The organism is Acidobacteriota bacterium (assembly GCA_020853395.1).
Classification (GTDB): Bacteria; Acidobacteriota; Vicinamibacteria; order Vicinamibacterales; family SCN-69-37; genus JADYYY01.
Genome location: JADYYY010000019.1, coordinates 291,441 through 315,984, shown reverse-complemented (window position 1 = coordinate 315,984; position 24,544 = coordinate 291,441). Strand labels below are relative to the sequence as shown.

Annotated in this window: 23 protein-coding genes; 10 read left to right on the top strand and 13 right to left on the bottom strand. The window is 69.0% G+C overall.

Annotated elements, in window-relative coordinates:
- Nucleotides 1–72: 72 nt before the first annotated feature.
- Both IT184_17915 and IT184_17910 read left to right on the top strand, forming a co-directional pair.
- Nucleotides 73–432 (top strand): response regulator, encoded by a 360-nt coding sequence (locus tag IT184_17915; GenBank protein ID MCC7010692.1) that lies wholly within the window; start codon nucleotides 73–75, stop codon nucleotides 430–432.
- 8 nt (nucleotides 433–440) lie between these two features.
- Entirely contained in the window at nucleotides 441–935 is a 495-nt protein-coding gene (locus IT184_17910; GenBank protein MCC7010691.1) for a hypothetical protein, read from the top strand.
- A 204-nt stretch (nucleotides 936–1,139) separates the two neighbouring features.
- On the opposite strand, the gene IT184_17905 is transcribed toward IT184_17910, so the two are convergent.
- Nucleotides 1,140–2,168 (bottom strand): hypothetical protein, encoded by a 1,029-nt coding sequence (locus IT184_17905; GenBank protein ID MCC7010690.1) that lies wholly within the window; start codon nucleotides 2,166–2,168, stop codon nucleotides 1,140–1,142.
- A 386-nt stretch (nucleotides 2,169–2,554) separates the two neighbouring features.
- Nucleotides 2,555–3,349 carry a PEP-CTERM sorting domain-containing protein gene (locus tag IT184_17900; GenBank protein ID MCC7010689.1) on the bottom strand — a complete coding sequence of 265 codons (795 nt, stop codon included), beginning with the start codon at nucleotides 3,347–3,349 and terminating at the stop codon, nucleotides 2,555–2,557.
- 405 nt (nucleotides 3,350–3,754) lie between these two features.
- On the opposite strand from IT184_17900, the gene IT184_17895 reads away from it, so the two are divergent.
- Nucleotides 3,755–3,985, top strand: coding sequence for a hypothetical protein (locus IT184_17895; GenBank protein MCC7010688.1), 231 nt, complete (start codon nucleotides 3,755–3,757; stop codon nucleotides 3,983–3,985).
- The gene (locus IT184_17890; protein ID MCC7010687.1) at nucleotides 3,982–4,392 is read left to right on the top strand and encodes a type II toxin-antitoxin system VapC family toxin; all 411 of its coding nucleotides are present in this window, start codon (nucleotides 3,982–3,984) and stop codon (nucleotides 4,390–4,392) included. Before IT184_17895 ends, IT184_17890 begins: the two co-directional genes overlap by 4 nt.
- A gap of 91 nt (nucleotides 4,393–4,483) precedes the next feature.
- Here IT184_17890 and IT184_17885 read toward each other — a convergent pair whose 3' ends face one another.
- The 5 genes from IT184_17885 to IT184_17865 all read right to left on the bottom strand — a co-directional run bounded on the left by IT184_17885 (nucleotide 4,484) and on the right by IT184_17865 (nucleotide 10,348).
- Nucleotides 4,484–7,153 carry a carboxypeptidase regulatory-like domain-containing protein gene (locus tag IT184_17885; GenBank protein MCC7010686.1) on the bottom strand — a complete coding sequence of 890 codons (2,670 nt, stop codon included), beginning with the start codon at nucleotides 7,151–7,153 and terminating at the stop codon, nucleotides 4,484–4,486.
- 18 nt (nucleotides 7,154–7,171) lie between these two features.
- Nucleotides 7,172–8,209: a VWA domain-containing protein gene (locus IT184_17880; GenBank protein ID MCC7010685.1), complete on the bottom strand. Its 1,038-nt coding sequence runs from the start codon at nucleotides 8,207–8,209 to the stop codon at nucleotides 7,172–7,174.
- Nucleotides 8,210–8,226: 17 nt separating this feature from the next.
- The gene (locus IT184_17875) at nucleotides 8,227–9,306 is read right to left on the bottom strand and encodes a hypothetical protein (GenBank protein ID MCC7010684.1); all 1,080 of its coding nucleotides are present in this window, start codon (nucleotides 9,304–9,306) and stop codon (nucleotides 8,227–8,229) included.
- A 169-nt stretch (nucleotides 9,307–9,475) separates the two neighbouring features.
- Entirely contained in the window at nucleotides 9,476–9,838 is a 363-nt protein-coding gene (locus IT184_17870) for an AraC family ligand binding domain-containing protein (GenBank protein ID MCC7010683.1), read from the bottom strand.
- A gap of 117 nt (nucleotides 9,839–9,955) precedes the next feature.
- Nucleotides 9,956–10,348, bottom strand: a complete 393-nt coding sequence (locus IT184_17865; GenBank protein MCC7010682.1) for a hypothetical protein — start codon at nucleotides 10,346–10,348, stop codon at nucleotides 9,956–9,958.
- Between the two features lie 1,038 nt (nucleotides 10,349–11,386).
- Between IT184_17865 and IT184_17860 the strand changes: the two genes are divergently transcribed.
- Nucleotides 11,387–11,716: a nucleotidyl transferase AbiEii/AbiGii toxin family protein gene (locus IT184_17860; protein MCC7010681.1), complete on the top strand. Its 330-nt coding sequence runs from the start codon at nucleotides 11,387–11,389 to the stop codon at nucleotides 11,714–11,716.
- Between the two features lie 64 nt (nucleotides 11,717–11,780).
- Here the strand turns inward: IT184_17860 and IT184_17855 are convergent, their stop codons facing one another.
- Nucleotides 11,781–12,602, bottom strand: a complete 822-nt coding sequence (locus IT184_17855) for a glutaminyl-peptide cyclotransferase (protein ID MCC7010680.1) — start codon at nucleotides 12,600–12,602, stop codon at nucleotides 11,781–11,783.
- 92 nt (nucleotides 12,603–12,694) lie between these two features.
- Between IT184_17855 and IT184_17850 the strand changes: the two genes are divergently transcribed.
- Nucleotides 12,695–15,541, top strand: a complete 2,847-nt coding sequence (locus IT184_17850) for an insulinase family protein (protein MCC7010679.1) — start codon at nucleotides 12,695–12,697, stop codon at nucleotides 15,539–15,541.
- A gap of 22 nt (nucleotides 15,542–15,563) precedes the next feature.
- Here IT184_17850 and IT184_17845 read toward each other — a convergent pair whose 3' ends face one another.
- From IT184_17845 to IT184_17835, 3 genes are all read right to left on the bottom strand, one after another.
- Nucleotides 15,564–16,427, bottom strand: coding sequence for an SGNH/GDSL hydrolase family protein (locus IT184_17845; protein ID MCC7010678.1), 864 nt, complete (start codon nucleotides 16,425–16,427; stop codon nucleotides 15,564–15,566).
- Nucleotides 16,428–16,534: 107 nt separating this feature from the next.
- Complete coding sequence (gene pepF, locus IT184_17840; protein ID MCC7010677.1) at nucleotides 16,535–18,346, bottom strand: oligoendopeptidase F; 1,812 nt, start codon at nucleotides 18,344–18,346, stop codon at nucleotides 16,535–16,537.
- A gap of 274 nt (nucleotides 18,347–18,620) precedes the next feature.
- Nucleotides 18,621–18,947 (bottom strand): hypothetical protein, encoded by a 327-nt coding sequence (locus IT184_17835; protein ID MCC7010676.1) that lies wholly within the window; start codon nucleotides 18,945–18,947, stop codon nucleotides 18,621–18,623.
- 504 nt (nucleotides 18,948–19,451) lie between these two features.
- On the opposite strand from IT184_17835, the gene IT184_17830 reads away from it, so the two are divergent.
- From IT184_17830 to IT184_17820, 3 genes are read left to right on the top strand one after another with little or no spacing between them, the layout of a single operon-like run.
- Entirely contained in the window at nucleotides 19,452–20,906 is a 1,455-nt protein-coding gene (locus IT184_17830; GenBank protein MCC7010675.1) for a hypothetical protein, read from the top strand.
- Nucleotides 20,907–20,963: 57 nt separating this feature from the next.
- Nucleotides 20,964–21,245 (top strand): ribbon-helix-helix protein, CopG family, encoded by a 282-nt coding sequence (locus tag IT184_17825; protein MCC7010674.1) that lies wholly within the window; start codon nucleotides 20,964–20,966, stop codon nucleotides 21,243–21,245.
- Nucleotides 21,242–21,616, top strand: coding sequence for a type II toxin-antitoxin system VapC family toxin (locus tag IT184_17820; protein ID MCC7010673.1), 375 nt, complete (start codon nucleotides 21,242–21,244; stop codon nucleotides 21,614–21,616). Before IT184_17825 ends, IT184_17820 begins: the two co-directional genes overlap by 4 nt.
- 181 nt (nucleotides 21,617–21,797) lie before the next feature.
- On the opposite strand, the gene IT184_17815 is transcribed toward IT184_17820, so the two are convergent.
- Both IT184_17815 and IT184_17810 read right to left on the bottom strand, forming a co-directional pair.
- On the bottom strand, nucleotides 21,798–22,469 hold the full coding sequence (locus IT184_17815; GenBank protein MCC7010672.1) for an O-methyltransferase: 672 nt from the start codon (nucleotides 22,467–22,469) through the stop codon (nucleotides 21,798–21,800).
- Between the two features lie 66 nt (nucleotides 22,470–22,535).
- Nucleotides 22,536–23,567 carry an aldo/keto reductase gene (locus IT184_17810; protein ID MCC7010671.1) on the bottom strand — a complete coding sequence of 344 codons (1,032 nt, stop codon included), beginning with the start codon at nucleotides 23,565–23,567 and terminating at the stop codon, nucleotides 22,536–22,538.
- Nucleotides 23,568–23,622: 55 nt separating this feature from the next.
- On the opposite strand from IT184_17810, the gene thrB reads away from it, so the two are divergent.
- Nucleotides 23,623–24,543: a homoserine kinase gene (gene thrB / locus IT184_17805; GenBank protein ID MCC7010670.1), complete on the top strand. Its 921-nt coding sequence runs from the start codon at nucleotides 23,623–23,625 to the stop codon at nucleotides 24,541–24,543.
- Nucleotide 24,544 lies beyond the last annotated feature (1 nt).

Below are 24,544 nucleotides of genomic sequence, written 5' to 3'. Positions count from 1 at the left end.
AAAGAAGAAGACGGTATGTCCCGTCCACCAGCTTCCCGGCGAGAAGGCTCGGGAAGATTCGAGAGAACTCCGTTGACCATTCTCATCGTCGATGACAGCCGTGCCATGCGCATGATCGTGACGCGCACGCTGCGACAGGCTGGATTCAAGGCCCCCATCATCAAAGAGGCGGAAGACGGCGCCGTCGCCCTCGCCGCCATCCGCGCCGAGCCCCCCGATCTCGTGCTCTCGGACTGGAACATGCCCCACATGTCCGGCATCGAGCTGCTGACGCAGCTCAATGCCGAAGGCCTCAGGGTGAAATTCGGGTTCGTGACGTCGGAGAGCACGGCGGCCATGCGGGAACAGGCGGCCGCCGCCGGCGCGCTGTTCCTGATCGTGAAGCCGTTCACGGTCGAGGCGTTCCAGGACGCGCTCGGTGCGCTCGTCTAGAGGTCGCGATGACGACGACTTCGATGTCCGTGCCCGTCGCCAACGACCTCCGCCGGCTGATCGCCGGCATTCTCGGCGTGCAGGTCACCGTCCGCCAGGGCTCACCGGTCAATCCGCGTTCGTCCAAGCCGGCTGTTGCCGCGGTCTACCGGCGCGACGACGACGAGGTGGCGGCGGTGATGGCCTGCGACCTCGAGCTGGGCACCGCGATCGGCGCCGCCATGACCATGATCCCGGCGCGCGTCGCCGAGGAGATGGTCAACCGGAACACGATCGACGACATGATCTACGACAACCTGCGCGAGGTCATGAACGTGCTGGCGTCGAGCTTCAACAACCAGACCAACGCGGTGCACGTACGGCTGGTCGACCTGCGCCGCACGCCGGCAGAGCCGCTCGACGAGGCCGCCATCGTGGCCGTGCAGCAGCCCGCCGCGAAGGCCGACTTCGAGATCGACGTTCCGCGCTACGGCACGGGACGTCTTTCGTGCTACATGGCTTGAGACCGAGCCTCACGCCGGGAGCGGCACGGATGTCACCGCGCGCGGTTCGCCGCGGCGATTTGCGCTGATGCCTCGACCGTGCTCAGCGCACGAACGAGTTCGGCTCGAGACTCGGTCGCGAGAGCAGCTCGAGTCGACGGTGTCGGCCAAGCGCCGCGACGACGCTCGCCGGCGCGTCGACCGGCACGGTCGGCAGGCGCCGGATCACGGCTTCACCATCGCTCGAAGCTCGGGAAGGTTGGTGCGGGCGATCTCGCGGAGCTTCTCCATGCTCTCGAGATGACGAGCGCCGTTTCCCGTGCGGTTCAGAAAGGCCACGTCCTCACGCTTCACCCTGATCAGAATGTGCTGCGGCGCCGACTTCGGCACGCTGCGGTCGTAGTAGTCGGGGTTCACGGTGACGTAGACTCGGTTCGCCCTGTCCTCGAGCGACGTGAAGACATAGCCGCGCTCAGTGAGCCCGAGCACCTCGGCCTGTTTGATGAACGCGATTTCATCGGTGGCTTCGCCGAGCAGCCGCCGGTAGTACGCCAGCAGTCCGGGGCTGGGACTCGACCTGGATCCCACGATCTCGATCTGCCTGGTCAGGAACTCGCGCCTGGTGACGTAGCGAAACGGCAGGGCGCCTGCCCGGGTGAGCCACCAGACCGTCGTGCCGTCGACGAAGTTGAACTCCTGGATCCCGTCGGCCGTGGCCTGTGGCAGCGCGATCCTGTCCTTGAGCTGATAGTACCCGCGCGGCAGGTAGCTGAAGCCGGCGTACGAATCGCCTCGCTCGGCCTCGCCGACGAAGTGCATGTTCACCTGGACCGAGACGTTGCCGAGCGACACATCCAACGCAACCGGCTTGCCGTTGCGGCACTCGATCTTGTGATTGCTCAGCGTGAAGATGTAGGTGTTGCCATAGCGGTCCTTGTTCGTCACGGCCTGCGGCAGGATGTCGTAGTTCACTTCGTAGTAGCCGATGGCGCCCGTCGGCACGAACGTCGACCTGAACATCTGCACCACGCGCTGCATGATCTTCCGCTCGGCTGCGAGCTCACCGGCCGGAATCCCGCGGGTGTTCTGATCCGGCTCCGACTTCCACACGTTGGTGAGCCCGTCGAACTGGGACGCGTCGCAGTAGACGTTCTGCGCCCTGGCCAGCGCAGTGTTCCAGGTGACCAGCGCGATCAGGAGCAGCAGGGGGCCCAGGCTACTTCGGGCACGGGTTGTCAGCGAAGACCTTGGCACTGTTGTTCTGCTCCTGGGACTCGTGGACGCCGTTCATGGGATCGGCGAGGATCTCGAATCCGTAGCTGGACCCTGGGCCGGACCTGGACCGGGGCTCGGGCCACCAAGCGAGCCCGGCGCCGTCTGGCTCAAACAGTCACCGTCACCCACGAGATGCCCACCTCGCGCGCGACCTGCTGTTTAGGTCCTCAGGCGGCCTACTTCTCGAGCGGCGAACGGATCACTCTTCGAGCGGCGCGCCCAGGCGGTTTGCGCGGCTCCAGTCGGCGATCGAGTGATGGAAGTGTTCCATCCCCGCTGGCACTACGAGGACGAGCCGCGGTGGGGCGATCGCGGGCGCAACACGAGGCTCGGCGGCTGAGAACGTGTCGTTCCGTCTACCGTCGTCAGAGCCTCGTCCTCGAGGGCTTGATCCGACGACGAAGCAGGGCTGCGCCCATCGTCGCCACCAACAGAAGCGACGACGGCTCGGGCACGGGCGTGGTCGAGACGACGAGGTTGTCGATTGCGGAGAATGGGTAGTAGTTGGGCCCGCTGCCACCCGAAATGTCCGGCGTGTAGAAGGCGATCGAGACAATCGGCTGATCGGCGGTGAAGCCCATGAACGCCCGGCCGGGCATCGCCAGCGTGGTGATGGATTGCGTGACGGTCGTGGCGTCGAGCAGCGTGATCGTCGCGAACATCTGCTCGGCGACGCCGCCATTGTCGTAATCGACGATCATCACGTCCGCACCGACGGCGTTCTTGCCTGCCGGCAGCGCCGCACGTATCGGATCGGCATAGTAGTAGCCAATGGCCGTGGCGCCAGAGCCCCAGTCGTAGTAACTGGGGGCGAAGCCCGGATCGATGGCAACCAGAAGGCCCGAGTCGGTCGTGAAGGTCACGCCGCTGATCGTGTCGCCGAAGATGTCGGCGTACGAACCGGCGGGGGCGATGCCCTCGAAGTCGATGTTGGTCGCAGGCGCCACGGCGCTGAGGAACGAGGCGCGATCGGAATAGAAGATCGGTGACGCCTGAGCTGCGCGACCAACGCCGAGCACGATCATCGCCATCGCAACGCAAAGCGACAGTCGCGACAGGTTCTCATGCCGCGAAGAGCGTGGCCGGCAGACCGCGACACGGAAAGCATCAGCATCCCGCTCGTCATGAATCGAGATTGCTCCTGGAAACGAGACCGACATTCCGCGCCCCCCTTCGCTCGCAATGACCGAGCCCAAGCTCTTGCTGCCAGTGGACGAGCTCGCCTTGGCTCGTCTTCTCACCGAGGACAGCGACGATACCTGTCTGCCGGCGTGAAATCCAACAGAAAGACAATCCGACCAGCGCGCAAATCGACGATTCTTTCGGCTCTTCTTCAAGAGTCTGAGTCGCGGCAGACTTTCGCGAACTCGGGCTGACAAAGCTCTGCCGCCGGGCCGACTAGCCTTGCGTGGCGCGGTTCGATCCCGCCGCCGCCACCGTGCTCGACCAACGCGCGCCGGAGTGCTCGCGAACGACGAATCGAGCCGCCGCCTTTTCGACGGAAGCCATACGCCGTGCGCCCGCACTCGGCGGCGGTGCAGGCCGACGATGCTATCATTGCTAGCATGTCGCAGTTGATCGTGAGGAACGTCGCGCCCAGGCTCGTCCGCGCGCTGAAGCAGCGGGCGGCGAAGGCGGGGCGATCCGCGGAGGCGGAACACCGATCGATCCTGGAGTCGGCCCTGTCGCCAGAACGGACTGGCCGGGACTTCAAGGCGTTTCTCAAGCTCATGCCCGGCGCCGGGTCGTTGCGCCTTCGACGATTGCGAGATACCGGAAGGACGGTCGATCTGTGACGTTCCTGCTCGATACGACCATCCTGTCCGAGCTTCGCCGGCCTCGCCCGGCGGCCGGGCTGACCGCGTGGTTCGACCGGCAGGACGCCGATGACCTGTTCGTCAGCGTCCTGACGCTCGGCGAGATCCGCGAAGGCGTCGAACGCCTGCGCACGAAGGAGGCGGCGCGTGCCCGCACGCTCGACGCCTGGCTCACCACGCTGACGACCGTCTACTCGGATCGCCTGCTGCCGGTCGACGAGACGGTGGCCGAGGCCTGGGGACGGCTGCGAGCCGATGTCCGGCGGTCGGTTCCCGTCATCGACACGATGCTGGCCGCCACGGCCCGCGTACACGGCCTGACGATCGTGTCGAGAAATGAGCGCGACTTCGCCGGGCTCGGTGTTCCGGTCTTCAACCCGAAGTAGCCGCTCGCCAACGGCCAATCCAGACAGACGCCCGCCGCCAGCCTTCGGGCCGGCGGGATGCGGAGGCGCGGCCCCAAGCCTGCGCCGCTCTTCAGAAGCTCAGGTTGGTATTGAACGAGATCCGCCTCGTCCCGAACGCCGCGTTCGGCTTCAGGAAGCCGGGCGACGTGACGACCGCGCCGTAGCCGCTGTAGTTCGCGTGGTTGGTGATGTTGTTGATGCTGACGTTGACGTTCAGCCGATAGCGCGGCACTTCCTGCGACGCGATCTGCGTCACCGTGTAGCCGCCCGACGACGAGCCGGAGACGGAGATCCCGCCGCCGCTCTGCACGCGCTTCGTGCCGAGCGCGAAGGCGTAGCTGAAGCCGGCATCCGCGTTGAACGTGCCGGTCGTGCGCAGCGAGTTGCGCCCGTAGCCGTCCGGCCGATCGTTGAACACGAGATCGCCGTTGTCGTCCGTGCCCGTGCGCGCGGTGAGCGGCGGCGCCGAGCTCATCGACACGCCGAACCGCGCGGTGAAGTTCCTGATCGCGCCCGTGAGGATCGACAGGTTCAGTCGGTTCCGGACGTCGCCGAGGCCGGGACCCCATTCCTGCGACAGGTCATTGGTGGCGGGCGTCGAGAACGCGCCGTCGGTGTTGTTCCGAAGATACGCGTGCGTCCAGGTGCCGTTGAGCGTGAGCTGCCGGCGCCCCACGAAGAGCTTGCCGGTACCCGGCACCGGCGGTGGCCCCGGCGGCGCGAGGTTCACGTTGAAGTTCGTCGTCAGCGTGTGCTGGCGCGACCGCCCGAGATCCACGGCCTGGATCACGTTGGCGAACACCGGATCGGGACGAACGCCGTCGATCGGCGCGTTCAGGTTGGCGCCGACGAGCAGGTGCTCCGCGCGGATGTACGCGTAGGTGAAGTTGACCGTCAACGGCCGGCCGAAGCTCTGGGACACGCCCGTGCTGAACCGGTCGCTCCGCCCCATCGTGAGCGTGTCGGCGAGCACGTACCGGTTCATCGGCGGCGTCACGCCGGCGCCGGTTCCGGGATCCGGGTACGCCGGGTCGATGATGTTGATCTCCTGCTGCCGGAAGCCGTCGACCTGCAGCGTCTGGCGATACGTGTTCATGCTCAGCCAGTCGTAGAAGATCCCGGCGCTCGCGCGCAGCGTCGTGCGGCCGCTCGCGAACGGCGCCCAGGTCACGCCGAAGCGCGGGCCGAGGTTCAGGTAGTCCCCGAGATGCGCCTGCGCTTCGTACCGGATGCCCGGCGAGAGCGTGAGGTTCTTGCGCAGGCGGATGTCGTCCTGGATGTACACGCCGGCCTGCAGGCTCCGGTAGCTGACCTCTGGATCGCCGATGCGCCGCGTGTAGCTTCGCGGGCGGCCGGCGAGATAGGCGTCGAGGTTCTCGAACGTGTAGGTGCCGAGGTAGTTGGACGTCTGATCGCTGCGATAGCTCGACCCGTCGATCTGCACGCCGGTTCGGAAGGAATGGATGCCGCGGACGTAATCCAGATCCGATCCGAACGACATCGACAGCGTGCGCGTCCCGCCGCGCTGCTGCGCGCCGCCCATCGTCGTCGCTTCGGTGACGACGATCGTCGGCAGCTCGGCCGCCGACCGCGTCGTCTCGTCGGACCAGTTCATCGAGAGGCGGGTGTTCGTGGCGAACCGCCGGCCGAGCGGGCCCATCTCCTGCGCGTAGAACATGAAGTTGTCCACGTCGGTCGTGTAGGCGCGGCTCACCTCGTTGTAGGCGCCGATGCCGATGTTCTCGTTCTTGAACCCGTACCGGCCGGCCTGCACGCGCAGCAACTGATCCTTCGTCAGGGCGTACTCGAACCCGCCGAAGAACTGGTTGGATCGGTTGGGCGAGCGGACGCTCGAGAGCCGCGTCACGCGCCCCTCCGCCGTGTTCAGGTACTCGATCGGCGTCGAGTAGCTCGAGTTGCCGTAGAGCGAGAGGAAGTAACCGAGCTTCTCCGGCACGAGCGTGCCGCTGAGGTACGTGCTGTACTGCTTGTTCTGCGCCGGCCCCTTGCGCGCGACGAGCGGGTTCACGCCGTCGAGCGCGCTGTCGTAGAAGTTGAAGCTGACGCCGCCGCGGAACGGCCCGCCGCCCGGGTTGGTGACGACCTCGATCCGTGGAAAGCCCGCCTGGTGGATCTCGGCGGCGAACTGATCGCGCGAGATGCGGATGGACCGGATCTGCGACTTGTGAGGGAGCTGCTGCCCCTCGAAGCTATCGACGCTGATGACCGCGTCGGGCCCGGCCATGTCCTGCAACTGGCGGCGCAGCTCGTCCGGGTCCTCCGAGAGCGCGTCGATCTGCTCGCGCGTGAGCACGGTGCCGAACGTCGTCGCCCGCTCGGCGGCCGCTTCCTGGCGATCCAGCTCGACCGTCGCCGAGTCGGCCATGCGGCTGATCGGCAGCACGAGCGTCTGCCGGTTGTCGCCGGCGCGCACGCGCAGCTCCTTGAGGATCGCCTTCTCGAAGCCGGGGAACTCCGCGCTGAGCGTGTAGCGGCCCGGCAGGAGCGACTCGACCGTCGCGATCCCCTTGTCGTTCGCCTTGACGGGCGCCACCGCCGTGCGCTTCGTCGCGTCCTCGAGCCCGACCACCGTGACGTCAGCCCCGGCGAGCACGCCGCCGGTCTGATCGATCACGGTCACGATCAGCTTGCCGTTACGCGCCTGCGCCGCCACACCTCCGGGCACCGCGAGCGCGAGCCAGATCCCGACGACAGCGGTCCACCGGACCAAGGAATCCATGATGTGTTCCTTGGACGATCAATTCGCGATCCTGGTTGGCGCCTGCACCTTCACGTTCTTGCGCTTCGTCGTCACCTCGATGCGATCCGACGGATCGACGCCGTCCGGCAGCAGGTACGAGATCTCGTACTGCGACGTCAGCTCGCCGGCGACCTGCTCGGCGGCTTTGATCAGGGCCTGGCCGCTGAACTCTTCGTAGCGCCCGCCGGTGTCCTTCGACCCGTCGTTCAGCACGGTCTCCAGATCGCGCCCGCGCGTCGCCGCCTCCGAGTTCGCGAGATCCGATCGCGCCTGTCCCGCCGCGCCGCCGCCGCCACCGCCGCCGCTCGACGCCCCGGACGCACCGGTGTTGCGGGCCGCGATGACGTACATCCGGACCCCGCTCTTGCGGAGCGCCTCGCGGACGACGTCGGCGCGAATCGAGCTCGACGCCGAGGGCACCGCCCGGATCACGACGAGCGCCGGGCGCGTGCCCGGCTTCGGCAGCGTCTTGATCGTGTCGTTGATCGCCTCCATGAGCTGGCCGCTCAGCGGCTTGTTCGATCGCGGCGACAGCTTCTGGATGCCTTCGACCAGCTTGTCCACGTCGGTCGTGTAGTCGACGAGCAACTGCGGCTGTTCGACCACGGCCGTGATCGACGTCTCCGTGTTCTCCGGCATCTTCTGGAGGATCGACGCGAGCGCCGGCTGCATGCCGCCGATGCCGCCGTCGGCCACGATGAACGCGAGCCGCAACGGCGAGGCCGCCGGCTTCACGTCGCTGATCTCGCGGACCTTGCCGCCCTCCTTCACCTCGAAGTCGGCGGCCGTCAGGTCCTTCAGCGGCGCGCCGTCCTTGTCGGTCACCGACGCGTACACCGTCCGCATCATTGCTCTCACGTCGCGTGCCGCGCCGGGGGCCCTCACGTCGCGTGCCGCGCCGGGGGCTCTCACGTCGCGTCCGGCGACGGAAGCCGGCCCGTCACGCCCCGCGATCGGGATCGACGTCAGCACCATGCCGCAGACCGCCGCCACGAGAACTGCCAGGCCTTGCCGTACCTTCGTGCTGGATGCCATTGCCGTTGTCCTCCGAACTACTTGCTGGCCACTGCGAACTTGCGCGGATCGATGCGCGTGTTGAGGCGGAAGCGATCGAACGTGGTCTCTTCCGTGGTGTCGGCGCCGATCGCGCGGCGCAGGCGGAACGGGAACTTCACGCCGTCGACGTCCCGATAGTCGGCGTAGTACAGCCGGTGCTCCACCGGCGTGGCCTGCGCTTTCGCGCGCAGCGCCAGGATGTCCTTGGCGTACTTGTCCTTCTCTTCCTGCGTCGCGGTGGCCGGCGGCGCCGCGGGTGCCGTGACGACGACCGCGCCAGGCGCCACGGTCTGCGGCGGCGGCTGCCCCGGCGCCGTCACGACGACGTTCGTCGGCGGAAGCTGCCAGCTCACCATGATCGGCAGGTGCGTCTCGGCGTGGACGAAGAGCCGCATCACGAGGTTGCCGTCGCCGCGCGCCTCGAGCACGTCGGCCTTGCCCTGCGGCGCCTCCGCCTGGGCCACGTACCCGAACGTGAGCGGGTACGCCGGGAAGCTCGCGGCGAACAGGCCGAGCGCGAGGCGCGCGAAGTCCTGCTTGACGGCCGCGCCCGCGCCTCCCCCTGGAGGACCGCCGGGCCGGCCCGGCGCGGGTCCGCCAGGACGGGCCGCGGCTGGCGGCGGTCCGCCCGGTCGAGCCGCTGCGCCCGGCGGCGCAGCGGGAGACGGCGGCTGGATCAGAGTGGCGCCGTTGAAGCCGGTCGCGACCGGTTCGCTCTCCTCGGCGGGGAACTCGTCCTTGCGGAGGTACTTGTCCGGCAATTCGATCGAGATCTCGAACTCGATGGGCTGGATGTTGTTGCCCCGGAGCCGCCGCGTGCGCCCTTCGGCGACGACGGTCTTGACGTTGGCGAGCGCGGTGCCGCCGAGCGCCTCGCGCGCCGCCGCCAGCACGCGTTCGGCCCGCTCGATGGCGGCGGGCGACGGCGGCGGTGGCGGCGACGGTTTCGGCGCCGCCGCTGGCGCGCCTTCCGGCGCAGGGCCTGCTGCCGGTGGCGGCACCGACTGTCCGTGCGCCGTCAACACCAGCGCCACGACGAACGCACTCACCACGGCCGCGCCGTTGGCTCTTCGCATGCTCGTCACCCTCCGGAGCGCCCGACTGCACGCACGCGCCCCCGACCGGCCGCCCGGAGATCGCCCGGCGCCGCACGGCTTCACGACGAACGTGAGGTCGTGATGTGTGTCCTTAGACGTAATAAGACACCGTTCAGATGGTTGTTGCGCCGGGCCGCGCAAAAAACCTTCAGCCATCGCGATGCACGGTGTCGGGCGAGAACGCGGGCACGCACACGGCGACATACTCGGCGCCACCTTCGGCCGGGCTGCTGTAGCGCACCCACTCACCCGGCCGGGTGACGACGGCCTGCCCGGCGTGCACGTCGATCGCGCCGCGCTCGTGCTCCACCCGCAGCATCCCGCGCAGCACGATCGTCAGCTCCTCGAACTCGGGCCGCTGCCCCGGCTCCGTCCATCCGGCCGGCGACACCATGCGCGCGACGCTGACGCTCGCATGGCCCGAGTTCACGCGGCCGACGTACTCCTCGATCTGCTTCGGCTTCGTACCGACGGCCGGCACGACGGTGGGACGCTCGATCAGCACAGGCACGGACGTGGCTCCTTCCTCGCGGCGATCCGGCGATCGATGCGGGAAGCGGACTGGTGATTGTCGATCGGCCGTCCGGCGCTCCGCAACGGCATCCGGCCGTGCAGGCATTCGGCGCGCTCAAGACCTCTCGCCCGCGGCCCTTCCGATCCACACCGCCATCGAGACGGCGTACAGCCAGTAGAGCGCGACAACGGGCCAGCGGTAGGCAGGAAAGATGCTGGTCGGCGCCAGCGCCCAGCCGATCTCCGCGACCGCGAGCGATGCGGACGCGAGGAGCGCCGCGCGGGCGAGCACGGTCGCCGCGGGCCGGCCCTGCACGAGCCACACACCGCTCGTGAGGAGCGCCGCACCGACGAGCGCACGGCCGACGAGCAGCGCGATCGCCACCGGAGGGTAGATCGCGGCGATCGACACGAACCGCGCGAACCTGAAAGCCGACGAGAGACCTTCGACGACGAGCAGCACGCCGGCGAGAGCACGGAAGAGGGATCGGCGCGCGTCGGCACTCATCTGACCCGATCGGGATTCTGCGCTCACCCTACTACACGAGTTGCGCAGGCTCTTCGAACGATCGAACACAGGTCACGACTCGAGGGACCGAGGATCGGCATGCCGCGCACTTGACGGTTCGCAGGGATTGGACGACGTGACGCCACCGCACGACCTGTTGAACGCGCGCGGTGATCACGGTGCACGCCGTCTCCGCACCGAGGTACACGCGGATTCGACGAGCGGAGCACCCGCCATGTGAACGGCCCCACGCCGCCGCCTGACCTCCGATTCGGGCGACGCGACCGACACGCGCGATCCTTCGAGCCTGTCGTGCGGTGCCTTCCGATCGACCTGATCCAGCCGTCGCACGAGGTGTCAGCACCGGCCGGAGTCGCGTTCCGTCGATCTGCAATTGCAAGTGATTGCACCACGGCGGTTCACCTGGCCCGCGCAGGCTCCGTCCTCACTTTCGAAATGTAGTACCCGGGTGGCGGTTCAGCAGGCACGCCGCTCGGTTGCGGAGGTCCGCAGCCGGACAAGGGTGCCCTCAGGCCGGTGATCCGTTCGTCGCGCCGAGGGTTCGAGCGATCCGCGAAATGCTCCGGCAAGTACGTGCGGATCCTATTGCTGTGTACACATCGTCGCACGCCTTCCCCAAGACGTCGTCACCCTGGTGCGCTGGCACGTCAGGCCCTGCTGCAGGCGCGGGCACGGCACCTCCAGCAGATCGTCGGCGCCGACCTCCACGATTCGCTCAGAAGCGTTGGCCGAGCAGGTGTGCGGGTACGTTTGGCAACGAAGCGCCGCCGGCGGCGGGACGGCCTTCCTGCCGGCGTAGACTGATCTCGGCGACATGACTGGCAAGCAGTTCTTCGACTGGCAGACCGGCGGCGGTACCAACGACGTCATGCGGCTGGTGGACTCCCTCGAACGTGCCGACATCCCCTGATGCACGATCGGGGGCGTGGCGGTCAACCACTGGGCGCGCGAGCCGATGGTCACGCGTGACGTGGATTTCGTCGTGTCAACCCCGACGTCGAGCGGGCGGTCGCAACGCTGGAGCAGGCCGGCTTCGAATACGAGCGCTTCCCCTGGTCGGTCGACTTCAAGGGCCGGTCCACGGTCAGCCTGCAGCTCAGCACCGAGGACTTCTACCGCGAGTTCCCTGCCCGCGCCGTGGCCGCGGACGTGCACGGGATCCTGATGCGTGTCGCGTCGCTCGAGGACACGTTTCCGGGGAAGCTCAAAGCCTTGTCGGAGGCGGGCCGCCGGCCCAGCAGGCGCCTGAAGGATCTTGCCGACATCGCGCGGCTGGTCGAGGCGCACGAGGAACTGTGGCCGCACGTGCCGGGCGAGCTCAGGGCCGAGATCCGGAAGCCGTCGTAGCGCTGGATTCGTGCGAGCGACGCGCGGTGGTTCGAGGCCCGCCGCCTCCACTGCCGACCTTCACCTATCGGCGTCTCTCGAGCGCGATCTCGAACACGCGCGGCCAGTACTTGCCCGTGACGAAGAGCCGATCGGCCGCCGCGTCGTACGCGATGCCGTTGAGCACCGCATCGCTGCCGGCGCGCTGGGCGGCCGGGAGCAGGCCGCTGAGATCGATCCATCCCGTCACCCGTCCGGTCGCCGGATCGATCCGGCAGATCTCGTCGGTGTACCAGACGTTGGCGAACACTTCGCCGCGCACGAACTCCAGCTCGTTCAGCCGATCGACCGGCCGGCCCTGGTCGCGCACGGTGATGCGCCGCACCTCGGCGAGCGACGCCGGATCGAGGAACCGGAGCTGACCGGACGGCTGCCCGTCGCTCATGATGAGGTGCGTCCGACTGCGCGTCAGGCCCCAGCCCTCGCCCGCAAACGCAAACGTCTTCACCGGCCTGAACGACGCCAGGTCGTACACGAACCCGACGTTGTTCTTCCAGGTGAGCTGGACGAGCTGGCTGCCCCAGTCGGTGAGCCCTTCGCCGAAGTACTTCGGCTCGAGCTGGCGCTGCTGCACGACCTCGCCCGTCGCGATCCTCACCTTCCTGATCGTCGACTGGCCGTGCTGCCCGGTGCTCTCGTAGAAGTAGCCGTCCCGGACGATGAGCCCCTGGGTGAAGGCGCGGGAATCGTGGGGGTAGCTGTTGACGACGCGATAGCCGTATCGCGGCACGCCGCCCTGCGCGGCGACGCCGCCGCCGGCCGCGAGGCCCGTCGCCGCGACGCCGGCGGCCAACACTCCGAGGAAACAGAACACCCGCGCGCGGCGTCTCAAGAGGCGGTTCCCCATCCAATGATCACCGTATTGTCGCCGAACCGGCGGTTCGGCCCGTCGGGCGCCGGAATCTTGGCACCCTGGCGGCTTTTGCGCGAGGATTGTCCATGACCTCTGCCCGGCGCGCGCTCCTCCTGCTGATCACCGCGGCCTTCGTCGTCTCGAGCTGGCTCGTCGGCACCGCCCAGGCGCCGCCACCGGCCGCGAACCCGGCGGCCGCGGCCCTCACCGACACGATGCCGGTCGATACGCGGATCACGACGGGCCGCTTCCCCAACGGGCTGCGCTACTACGTCCGCGCGAACAAGAAGCCGGAAGGCCGCGCCGAGCTGCGGCTCGCCGTGAACGCGGGCTCGGTGCTCGAAGACGACGACCAGCGCGGCCTCGCGCACTTCGTCGAGCACATGGCCTTCAACGGCACGACCAACTTCCCGAAGCAGGACATCGTCAACTTCGTGCAGTCGATCGGCATGCGGTTCGGCAACGACCTGAACGCCTCGACCGGGTTCGACGAGACCGTGTACATGCTGCAGGTGCCGACGGACCGCGCGCCGGTGCTCGATCGCGCGATGCTGATCCTCCGCGACTGGGCGACGAACGTCACCTTCGATCCGGCCGAGATCGACAAAGAGCGGGGCGTCGTCCTGGAGGAATGGCGCCTCGGCCTCGGCGCGCAGGGGCGGCTGCGCGACAAGCAGTTCCCGGTGCTGCTGCAGGGCTCGCGCTACGCGACGCGCCTGCCGATCGGCACGCCCGAGACGCTCCGGACCTTCCCGCACGATCGTCTGCGCCAGTTCTACAATGACTGGTACCGGCCCGATCTCATGGCCGTGGTCGCCGTCGGCGACTTCGACGTCGCCCAGATCCAGGCGTTGATCAAGAAGCACTTCGAGCCGATTCCCGCGGCGGTCAACCCGCGGCCGCGGCCGGTCTACACGCTGCCCGATCATCCGGGCACGCGCTACGCCATCGCGACGGATCCGGAGCTCGGCGGCACGAGCGTGAGCGTCTACCACACGGTGCCGGCGCGCGATCAGTCCACGATCGCGGCCTACCGCCAGCAGCTCGTCGTCGAGCGGCTGTTCACCGGCATGCTCAACGCGCGGCTCAGCGAGCTGGCGGTGAAGCCCGGCGCGCCGTTCCTCGGCGCCGGCGCGGACATCGGGGCCTTCGTCCGCACGGTGAGCACCACGACGCTGGCCGCGAGCGTGCGCGAGACCGGCGTCGAGCCAGGGCTCGACGCGCTGTTCACCGAGGCGGCCCGCGTGGCGCGCTTCGGCTTCACGCCCTCCGAGTTCGAACGGCAGAAGACGACGATGCTGCGCAACCTGGAGCGCGCGATGGCCGAGTTCGACAACCAGCAGTCGGCGAGCCTCGCGGCGGAGTACATCCGCAACTTCACGACCGACGAGCCGATCCCCGGCCTCGCCTACGAGTACGAGCTGTACAAGCGCTTCCTGCCCGAGATCTCCCTCGACGAGATGAACGCGCTCGCCCGCACCTGGGCCCCCGACAACAACCGCATCGTCGTCGTGAGCGCGCCGGCCAAGGCGGCCGCCGCGCTGCCGACCGAGGCGCGGCTCGCCGCCGTGATGGCCTCCGCGTCGAAGAAGACGCTCACCGCGTACGAGGACACCGTCAGCGCGCAGCCGCTCGTGGCGAACGCGCCACGACCGGGCACCATCGCCAGCACGACGAGGAAGCCGGAGTTCGGCATCACGGAATGGAAGCTCTCGAACGGCGCGACCGTCGTGCTCAAGCCGACGACGTTCCGGCAGGACGAGGTGCTGATGCGGGCGTTCAGCCCGGGTGGCACGTCGCTCGTCCCCGACCAGGACTACATCCCCGCCGAAACGGCCGCGCACGTCGTGGCCGCCGGCGGCGTGGGCGCGTTCAACGCGGTCGACCTTCGCAAGGCGCTCACCGGGAAGGCCGCGGCCGCGGGGCCGTCGATCGGCGAGTACTTCGAGGAGCTGAACGGCACCGCGTCGCCGAAAGATCTCGAGACGCTCTTCCAGCTCGTGTACCTGCGGTTCACGCAGCCGCGGGCCGATCCGGCGATGTTCTCGGTCATCACCGACCAGACGCGCGTCGCGCTGGCCAACCAGCGCAATTCGCCGGAGTTCGCGTTCAACGAGGCGCTGACGAACGCGCTGTGGCAGGGGCACCCGCGGTCGAAGATCCTGTCGGCCGAGGACCTGGACCGCATGGACCTGCAGAAGTCGCTCGCGTTCTACAAGGAGCGGTTCGCCGACGCCGGCGGGTTCACGTTCGTGTTCGTCGGCAGCTTCGACCCGGCGGCGATCGAGCCGCTCGCCGAGCGATACCTGGCGTCGCTGCCGTCGAGCGGCCGGCAGGAGCAATGGCGTGACGTCGGGCTGCGGCGCGCGACCGGCGTCATCGAGCGCACCGTCCGCAAGGGCACCGAGCCCAAGGCGCAGACGAGCATCGTCTTCACCGGACCGTTCCAGTACGACCAGGCGCACCGCGTGACCCTCCGCGCGATGGCGATGGTGCTCGAGGGCGCGTTGCGCAACTCGCTCCGCGAGGATCTCGGCGGGACCTACGGCGTGGGCGTCTCGTCGAGCGCGGCCAAGGTGCCGGTGCCCGGCTACACGCTGTCGATCAGCTTCGGGTCCGATCCGGCGCGCACCGACGCGCTCATCCGCACGGTGTTCGACGACATCGACGCGCTCAAGACGAACGGCCCCGACGAGCGCGACGTCCGCAACATCCGCGAGATCCTGACGAGGGAGTACGAATCGAGCAGCCGGCAGAACGGCTTCCTGCTGCGCGAGATCACGGCGCGCTATCAGAACGGCGAGGACCTGGCCGATCTGTTCGCGCTGCCGAAGTTCTACGAGCAGATCAACGGGCCGGAGATCCAGGAAGCCGCGCGACGCTACTTCAACGCGAACAACGTGATCACGGTGAAGCTCGTGCCGGAGAAGTGACGGGGGCGCGAGCCGTACGCCATCAGAACGTCGTCATCTGCGAGCAACTGGCCTTCGGCGCGGATGCCTGCCCGGCCGACACCGCCGGGTAGGCGACCTCGGCCATCCGGGCGTAGCCCGTGTCGTTCGGATGGAACCCGTCGGCCGAGTACCGGCTCGACTGGTAGAACGACGCGTCGCACATGAGGTCCACGACGAGCGCACCCTGCGCCCCGAACGCGTTGACTTCGGCCGAGAAGCCGACCGCGATCTCCTGCACCACGCGTTTGTCGGTCAACGACAGCCCGGCCGAGTACGGCAGCGCCGCCAGGTTCGGCAGGTTGAACATGACGATGCGCGCCGACGGCGCGCGATCGCGGATGCCGCCGACGAGCGCCTTGAGATCGCGCGCGAAGCTCTGCCGCATCGTCCGGATGTAGCCGCTCACGTCCGATCCGCCGATGCCCGAGCGCGCCGCCCGCGCCACCGCGTTGACGTCGTTGCCTCCGGCGAAAACGGTGACGACGGTCGAATCGGTGGCGACGAAGGGGATCTCGTTGTCGAGGAAGTTCGTCAGGACGTCGATGCCGAACTGCTGGCCGAGCGTCTGGAACTCGCGGCTCACGGTGCTGCCCGGCACGCCGAGGTTCAGCACCTTGACGGTCTTGCCGTCGGCGCGCAGCCGCCCGGCAATGAGCTGGACGTAGCCCTTGCCATTGGGGCAGTCCGTGAACGGCACGCACGTGACGCTCGACCCGTAGCCGATCGCGTCGCTCGCGCCCACGGCCGTATAGCTCACGGCGCTGGTGCCGGGAGCGGTCGGCGTCTCGCCGGGCTGGGTCGGCAAGACGCTCGAGCAGGCGGCCGCCGCCAGCCCGAGGCAGAACAACACGGCGCGTCGAGACATGCGGTACACCACCTCGCCCTTATCGGCACGACCCGGCCGGAGGCTTATGCCCCGCAGTCGCCGGGCTTCACCCTTGTCATCACAGATCTGGCGGCAGCCGGCGAGGGCTACAGCAGGCGTTCCATCTCGTCCATCACGCGGTTCATCGCCGCGATCGTCAGTTCCAGCGGCTCGCCGGTGGTCATGTCGACGCCGGCGCGCGCGAGCAGCGCAATCGGATAGTCCGAGCCGCCCGACGACAGGAACTCGATCATCCGGCGCGTCGCGTCGGCGTCACCGGCCTTGACTTTCTGGGCGAGCGCCTGGGAGGCGGTGAACGACGTGGCGTACTGGAAGACGTAGAAGCTGCGGTAGAAGTGCGGGATGTAGCTCCACTCGTGCCGGATGTAGTCGTCGACGACGGCCACGCCCTGGGCATGGCCGTAGTAGCGACAGGTGATCTCGTAGTACAGCGCCGCCAGCGCCTCGCCGGTGACCGGCTCGCCGGCTTCGGCCAGCCGGTGCATGGCGAGCTCGAACTCGGCGAACTGCGTCTGCCGGAAGACCGTGCCCTTGATGCCTTCGAGGTAGCTGCCGAGGAGCGCCAGGCGCTGCGCCGGGTCGGCGATCGTCCCGAGCATGTGATCGTTCAGCAGCGACTCGTTGAACGTCGAGGCCACCTCGGCCACGAACGTGTGGTAGCCGGCCGTCGCGTACGGCTGCGTCCGGTTCGAGAAGTAGCTGTGCATCGTGTGGCCCAGCTCGTGCGCGAGCGTGCTCATGTCGTCGTACTTCCCGTTGTAGTTGAGCAGCATGTACGGGTGGACGTCGTACGCGCCGCCCTGCGAGTACGCGCCGGAGCGTTTGCCGGCGCTCGGGAAGAAGTCGATCCACCGCTCCGCAAAGGCCCGCCGCAGCACGTCCGTGTACTCGCGGCCGAGCGGCGCCATGGCGTCGACGATGTGCCGCTGGGACGCTTCGGGCGAGTAGGCGAGGTCGACGGACTCGACGAGCGGCGCGTACAGGTCGTAGTAGTGCAGCTCGTCGACGCCCAGCATCCGCCGGCGGAGCGCGAGATACCGGTGGAAGCTGGGCAGGTGCCGGTTGACGCCGTCGACGAGACGCGTGTAGACGGACACCGGGATGTTCGGGCCGTCGAGCGCCGCCTCGAGCGTGGACCCGTACTTCCGCGCCCGGGCGTAGAAGATCGCGCGCTGCAGGTTCGCGCTCATCGTCGAGCCGAACGTCCGGGCGAAGCGGCCGAGGCTGCCGAAGTACTGCTGCATCGCGAGCGCCCGATCGTCGCGATGCCGGCTCGCGCGATGGGCCGCGAACGCCGCCGGCGTCAGCGTGACCTCGCGCCCGTCGTGCAGGCGCACGGCGGGATACGGGAAGTCTGCGTTCGAGAGGATCGTGTAGACGGTCGCGGACGCGCCCGCGACCGGCGCGGCGTCGGCGAGCAGCTTCTCTTCGGCCGGCGAAAGCGTGTGCGCCGCCCGGCGCGCGATGTCCTGCAGCAGGAACCGATAGGGCGCGAGGCGCGCCTCGGCCTCGAGGAATCGGGCGACGGTGCCGTCGGGAAACCGCAGGATCTCCGGCTCGATGTAGGCTGCCTCGGCGGCGAGCGACGCCGCGAGCTGCACCATCTGCTGGCGCATGCCCTCGTGCGCCGCGTCGCGCGTGTCCTGATCGGCGAGCATGCTCGCGTAGACGAATAGCCGCGACAGCTCTTTCTCGAGGCCGTACAGCAGCTCGAGCGCGTCGGCGAGCGTCGCGGCGGACGCGGCCAGCGTGCCGGCGTGCTGGCGCAGGTGCGGGAGCCCCGCCGCGACCTCATCCTTGGCGGTGCGCCATGCCTCGCTCGACGCATAGACGTCGTCGAGCTTCCAGGTGTACTGCTCGGGGATTTCCGATCGCGGGCGGTCGACGGTGGTGGACATCTGATGATTATGGAGGCTTACGACGTGCGGCGTGCGGCAGGGTCACGCAGCCGGCCGCGCTTCGGTCCTTCCATCCGCCAAGGTGCAACGGCAGCCCGTCGTCGCGCGATCACAACGTGCTGACTGGCCGGATCGCTCGTCGTATCCGAATACCGTTTTCGTGAACGCGCAGGCGACGAACCGCCGCTCGCGGCCTCAGCGTTCTTCAGCGCGGAGATTCAGAACGCGCGCCGGGACATTGCTTGGATTGCCACGGGTACGGGCCGCGGCTCGATCACGGGCTTGCAGCCGCACGCTGCCGCAGACGACCGCCGATCCACCCCGCGATGAACTGAGGCAGCGAACAGACGGTCATGAAGACGAGCGCCAGAGGCCAGAGCGAGAGGCCGCTGCCGCCAAGGGCTAGCGCGGTGGCCTGGCCGGCCGCCATGCTCAGAGTCCACCGCCACGGACGGTGCGGATGCCGGTAGGCGAGTGCCAGCACGGCGACGCACATGATCGGGATGCCGACCACGTAGTACGCCGGGTCGTCGATCGCCTCGTTGCGGCGGCTGAGCACGCCGATCGCGCCGACGACCAGGAAGCCGGTGACGGCGCTCACGACGAACGGATTCAGACTCGCGACCGATGTGCCTGTCGCGGAAGTCTCCCCTGGCGCCCACCGCCCGTCTGCCATATGGAGGGTATCGGGCTGAGGGGGCGTTTGGCTTATCGCTGGCTGGGGGCGGGCTTAGACGTACGGCTTAGGGCTCACGCAGGGACTGCCGCCGCTCCGTCCTCGTAGGCGACGGCTTCAGCCTGCTGAATCGACGAAGCGTCGATGGACTCCGCAAGCCTGAAGGCCTGCGGCTACGACGGTTTCCCGTAGGCCGTACGCCGTGAGCCGTGAGCCTCACGCGCGGGTTTGTTGACAGAGCAGATCCGAGGCCGCCACCATGAGCTCGTGCGCAGGGCCGGTGGCGCTTGCCTGATTTCCGTCGCGCTTTCTCTCGTGATCGGGGCCGGACGACCGGTCCCGGCGCAGACGCTGCCGTGGCTCCGCCTGACGGTCTCGGTGCCGGATGCCGACGGGCGGCCGACCCCAATCGCACGACTCGCGCTGCTCGTGAGCCAGATGCCCCCCTCGGCGCCGCCAGCGCGCGTCGTCACGTCGCCGGACGGCGTGGCCCAGCTTCGCGTCCAGCCGGGTACGTACGTGGTCGAGTCCGAACGGCCGATCGTCGTGAATGGACGCGCCTACGAATGGACCGCGACGATCGACGTCGCCGCCGGGCACGACACGACGCTGGAGCTGACGCCGGCGAACGCGAGCACCAGCGCGCTGACGCCGGAGCTCGCGCGCGAGGCGGCGGCCGACAGCCGCGCACGCGTGCCGGTTGCCGCCGCCATCCTCTCCGCCTGGCAGGCGAGCGCGTTCGAGCTGTGGACGCCCGATCGACACGGAGCCGGCTTCCTCGTGGACGGTCGCGGGCTCGTCGCGACGAGCGCGCGCTCGGTCGGCGACGCGACTGCGATGGAAGTCCAGGTCTCTCCGTCCCTGAAGGTGGCCGGCGCAGTGATCGCCGCCGACGCGGCGAGCGACGTCGCCGTCGTGCGCGTGCATCCGTCCGCAATCGACGGCATCGTCCCCGTTGTCGTCGCCTGCGGCGCGGCCGCGGTGCCGACGGCCGAGGGCGACCGCTACGTGATGTCCGTGCCGCTCTTCGGCCCGAAAGACGTCGATACGTTCCCCGACGTCCCGGCCGGTGCTGCCGGTGGGCCCGTGTTCACGGCCGGTGGCGATCTGGTCGGTCTCGCGTCGCCGGTCGAGCCGGACGCCATTCACGGACGCACCGACATTCGCGTCATCGGCCTCGAGAGCCTCTGCCGCGCGCTGGCCTCGGCGAGCGCCACGCTCGCCTCCACGCCGCCGCCGGCGGCCACGCGCCTTCCGGTGGAACGGGCTCGAGGAGCTCAGGCGCGCGCGATCGCCACGCCGGTCCGCGGCACGTTCACGCTCGACGCCTACCAGATCTCGTCTTCCGACTTCGACGTCACCTTCGTGACACCCGAAGTGCTGCGGGCCCTGCGCGGAAAGGACGGGTGGACTGGGGGCCGGGAGGCGGGACTGAGCGGCCGCCGCGTCGCCACGGACTTCGGCGGCTGGAGCCGGTACGTGGCGGATGCGCCGCCGCTGCTGTTCGTGCGCGCCACGCCCAGGTTGGCGGAGGCGTTCTGGACGAAAGTCGCGCGAGCCGCGGCGTCCACACAAGGCGCGACGTTTCCGCCGATCGAGCGGCTGCGCCCCGATTTCTCGCGCATGCGGCTCGTGTGCGGCGACCGTGAGGTGACGCCGATCCATCCGTTCCGCATCCGTACGCGCGTCACCGAGGCGGACGCCATCGACGAGGGGTTCTACGTGTTCGATCCGCTCGCCATCGGACCCGGCTGCGGCACCGTGTCGATCGTCCTCTCGTCGGTGAAGGATCCCGGCAGGAGCGAGACGCGCACGATCCCGTCCGCGATCGTCCAACGCGTCACGGAGGACTTCGCCGGCGTTCGTGCACCGCTCCAACGCTAACGCGTCGAGCCTCGATCGAGCCGCCACCCTCCGTCTGTATGGTAGTATTCCCTCGTTATGCCACGGGCGACGTTCTCGCTCGATGAAGAGACCATCCTCGAGATCAAGCGGACGGCCGCGCGGCTGCGCAAGCCGCAGAGTCACGTCGTCCGCGAGGCGATCGCCGACTACGCGGCGCGGACCGACCGCCTCAGCGAACGGGAACGGCTGCACGTGATCGATGTGCTCGCGCGGCTGCGCGGGACCAAACCCTCGCGCTCCGCGGCCGACGTCGATCGGGAACTGGCCGAGATCCGCGCCGCGCGGCGCGGGGGCGGCCGGCGGCATCGCTCCCCGTGACCGTCCACGTCGACACGTCGGCGCTCGTGGACGCGCTCACCGGCCCACGCCGGTCGCTCGGCGCCCTGATGGACCTCACCGAGCAGGGACACCGCCTCGCGATTTCGACGATCGTCCTCTACGAGTGGCTGCGCGGGCCGCGCACACGGGCCGAACGCGCCGCGCAGGAAGCCCTGTTTCCTTCAGAGCAATCGGCGGTCTTCGGGGCCGCCGAAGCGGCGATGGCCGCGCGTCTGTACGGCGCGCTCGCCCGGCCACGCGGACGTGAGGTCGATCTGGCGATCGCCGCATGCGCGATCGTCGCGGGTGCTTCGCTCTTGACGCTGAATCCCACCGATTTCAAGGACGTCCCGGGCTTGCGGCTGGTGTAGCGCACGGCTTGGGCGCGAGGCTTGGAGCGCGTTTCAGAACTCCCGCGGCGCGGGTGGCGCCGGACGGGGCCGCCCTGCGCGCCGGCGACGTCCGTGATCACGCGCGTTGTGCCGAGCACCACGTGGGGGCTGTCCGGCGACAGGACCCGCGCTCGCAGGGCTTACGGCATGGGCTTACGGCTTACGCACGTTCCACGCGCAGGAGCGCGACGCCGTCGTGCCCTTTGCCGCTCACCGTCTGGAGCGCGATCGCCGTCACGCGCGGCTCCTGAGCGATGGCCTCGAGGAATCGTCGTACGCCCTGCGCGCCGGCGTCGCTCGTGTCTGGATCCGCCACCGCGCCCGCGCGAACGACGTTGTCGGCGACGATGAGCGTGCCGGGACGGCACAACCGAAGCATCGAGCGGAAGAGCTCGGCGTAGTGCGGCCGGTCGGCATCGAGGAACATCAGATCGAACGGCCCGGCCCCTTCGGCCACCAGCCCATCGAGCGCGTCGGACGCAGGGCCGACGCGGAGCTCGATGACGGCCGACATGCCCGCGCGCGCGAAGTTCTCGCGCGCGACTCGAGCGCGCCCCTCGTCGAGCTCCAGCGTCACGACGCGTCCGCCGGGCGCGACGCCGCGCGCCAGCCAGATCGTGCTGTAGCCGCCGAGCGTGCCGATTTCGAGAATCCGGCGCGCGCCCACGATCTGCGCGAGGAGCATCAGCAACTTGCCCTCCATCGCGGGCACGTGGATCGACGGCAGCCCCGCGGCATCGCTCGCGGCACGCACGGCGTCGAGCGACGGATCCGGGCCGATCAGCAGCTCGGCGAGGTAACGATCGACGGCCGCCCAGGTCTCTGCAGGCATGTGCTTCGGCTTCGCGATGAGGGCGTACGGTTCAGGCACGGCCGCCGACGGCTGGCCTGCGCCGCGTCACACCGGAAACGGGTTGCGTTCCGGGAAGTCGCTCTGATGCCAGTACGGATACGGCTTGGTCACCGCGCTCGCCGCGTCGAGCGCCGCGACGTGCTCGCGCGACAGTTGCCAGCCGACCGCCCCGAGATTGTCGACGAGCTGCTGCCGGTTGCGCGCGCCGAGGATGACCGTCGACACCGTCGGCCGCTGCAGCAGCCAGTTCAGCGCGATCTGCGGCACGGTGCGGCCCGTGTCCTTCGCGACGAGATCGATGGCGTCCACGACGCGATACAGGTACTCCTGGTCGACCGGCGGTCCCTTGTCGACGACGATGGGCGTGTGGAGCCGGCTGAGGTCGGGCGGTGGCTGCCCACGCCGGTGCTTGCCGGTGAGCCGCCCCCACCCGAGCGGGCTCCAGACGACGGTGCCGACCTTCTGATCGAGCGCGAGCGGCATCAGCTCCCACTCGTAGTCGCGGCCGACGAGCGAGTAGTACGCCTGGTGCGCGGCGTAGCGCGGCCAGCCGTACCGCTCCGACACGGCGAGCGACTTCATGAGATGCCAGCCCGAGAAATTCGAGCAGCCGATGTAGCGGATCTTGCCCGCACGCACGAGATCGGCCAGCGTGCCGAGCACCTCCTCGACCGGCGTCAGCGCGTCGAACGCGTGCAGTTGGTACAGGTCGATGTAGTCGGTCTGCAGCCGGCGGAGGCTGGCGTTCACGGCCTCGATCAGGTGATGGCGCGACGATCCGACGTCGTTCGGCGACGTGCCGAGGCGGAAGGTGCCTTTCGTCGAGAGGATCGCGCCGTGGCGCCGGCCCTCGAGCGCCCTGCCGAGGATCTCCTCCGATCGGCCGGCGGAATAGACGTCCGCCGTGTCGAACATCGTCACGCCGGCGTCGAGGCAGATGCTGACGAGCTCGCGTGCCTCGTCCGCGTCCGTCGTGCCCCAGGCGGAGAAGAACTCGTTGCCGCCGCCGAACGTCACGGCGCCGAGGCTCAGCACCGGCACCTTCAGCCCCGAACCACCCAGCAGTCGATGCTCCATGGTCACGCGCCGCAGGACTCCAACAAACGGTTTCTTATAAACTGTCCATTTGCCCATGGCAAGCGCCCCGGCCCCCAGCAGCGTTCCCCGCGACATCGTCGTGCCCGGCTCGGTCAGCAACCTCGGCCCTGGTTTCGACGCCTTGTCGGTGGCGGTTCAGGTGTACCTGCGGCTCACGATCGTGCGCGTCAACCGTGACGCGCCGGACGCGCGCGGCTGCCTCGCGTTCAGGTTCGTGGAGGGTCCGCCGCTCGTCGGCGAGAACCGCATCGAGCGGGCGGTGCGGCTCGCGATCGAGCGGTTCGGCGGGGACCTTCCGGGCCTCGAGATCGAGGTGCGAAGCGACATCCCGATGCGCGCCGGTCTCGGCAGCAGCGCCGCCGCGACGATCGCCGGCCTGCGCCTGTACGAAGCGTTCACCGAGCCCCGGCCCGCGTCGGACTGGCTCGCCCTCGCGAGCGAGATCGAGGGCCATCCCGACAACGCGGCGGCCGCGCTGCTCGGCGGCTTGACGGTCAGTTGTCAGTACGAGGACGGACGGGTCGATGCACGGGCCTGGCCCTGGCCGGCGGACCTCAGGCTCCTCATCGTCACGCCGGCGGCCGAGGTCGAGACGGCGGCCGCGCGCAAGGTGCTGCCCGAGACGCTGCCGCTGCGCGACGCGATCTTCAATCTGCAGCGCGCCCTGCTCTTCGTGCGCGCCCTCGAGACGGGCCGCTACGAGGACCTGCGCGAGTCGCTCAAGGACCGCTGGCATCAGCCGACGCGCCAGGCGTTCGTCCCGGGCCTGCGCGAGGCGCTCGCGATCGATCATCCGGCCGTGCTGGGCGTCTGCCTCAGCGGGTCCGGGCCGTCGGTGGCCGTGCTGGCCACGGAGCGAGGCGAAGGCGAGGCCGCTGCCGCCATCACCGACGTCTACGAACGGCTCGGCCTCCCGTATACGATCAGAACGCTCTCCGCCCATCAGCCCAGGTAAT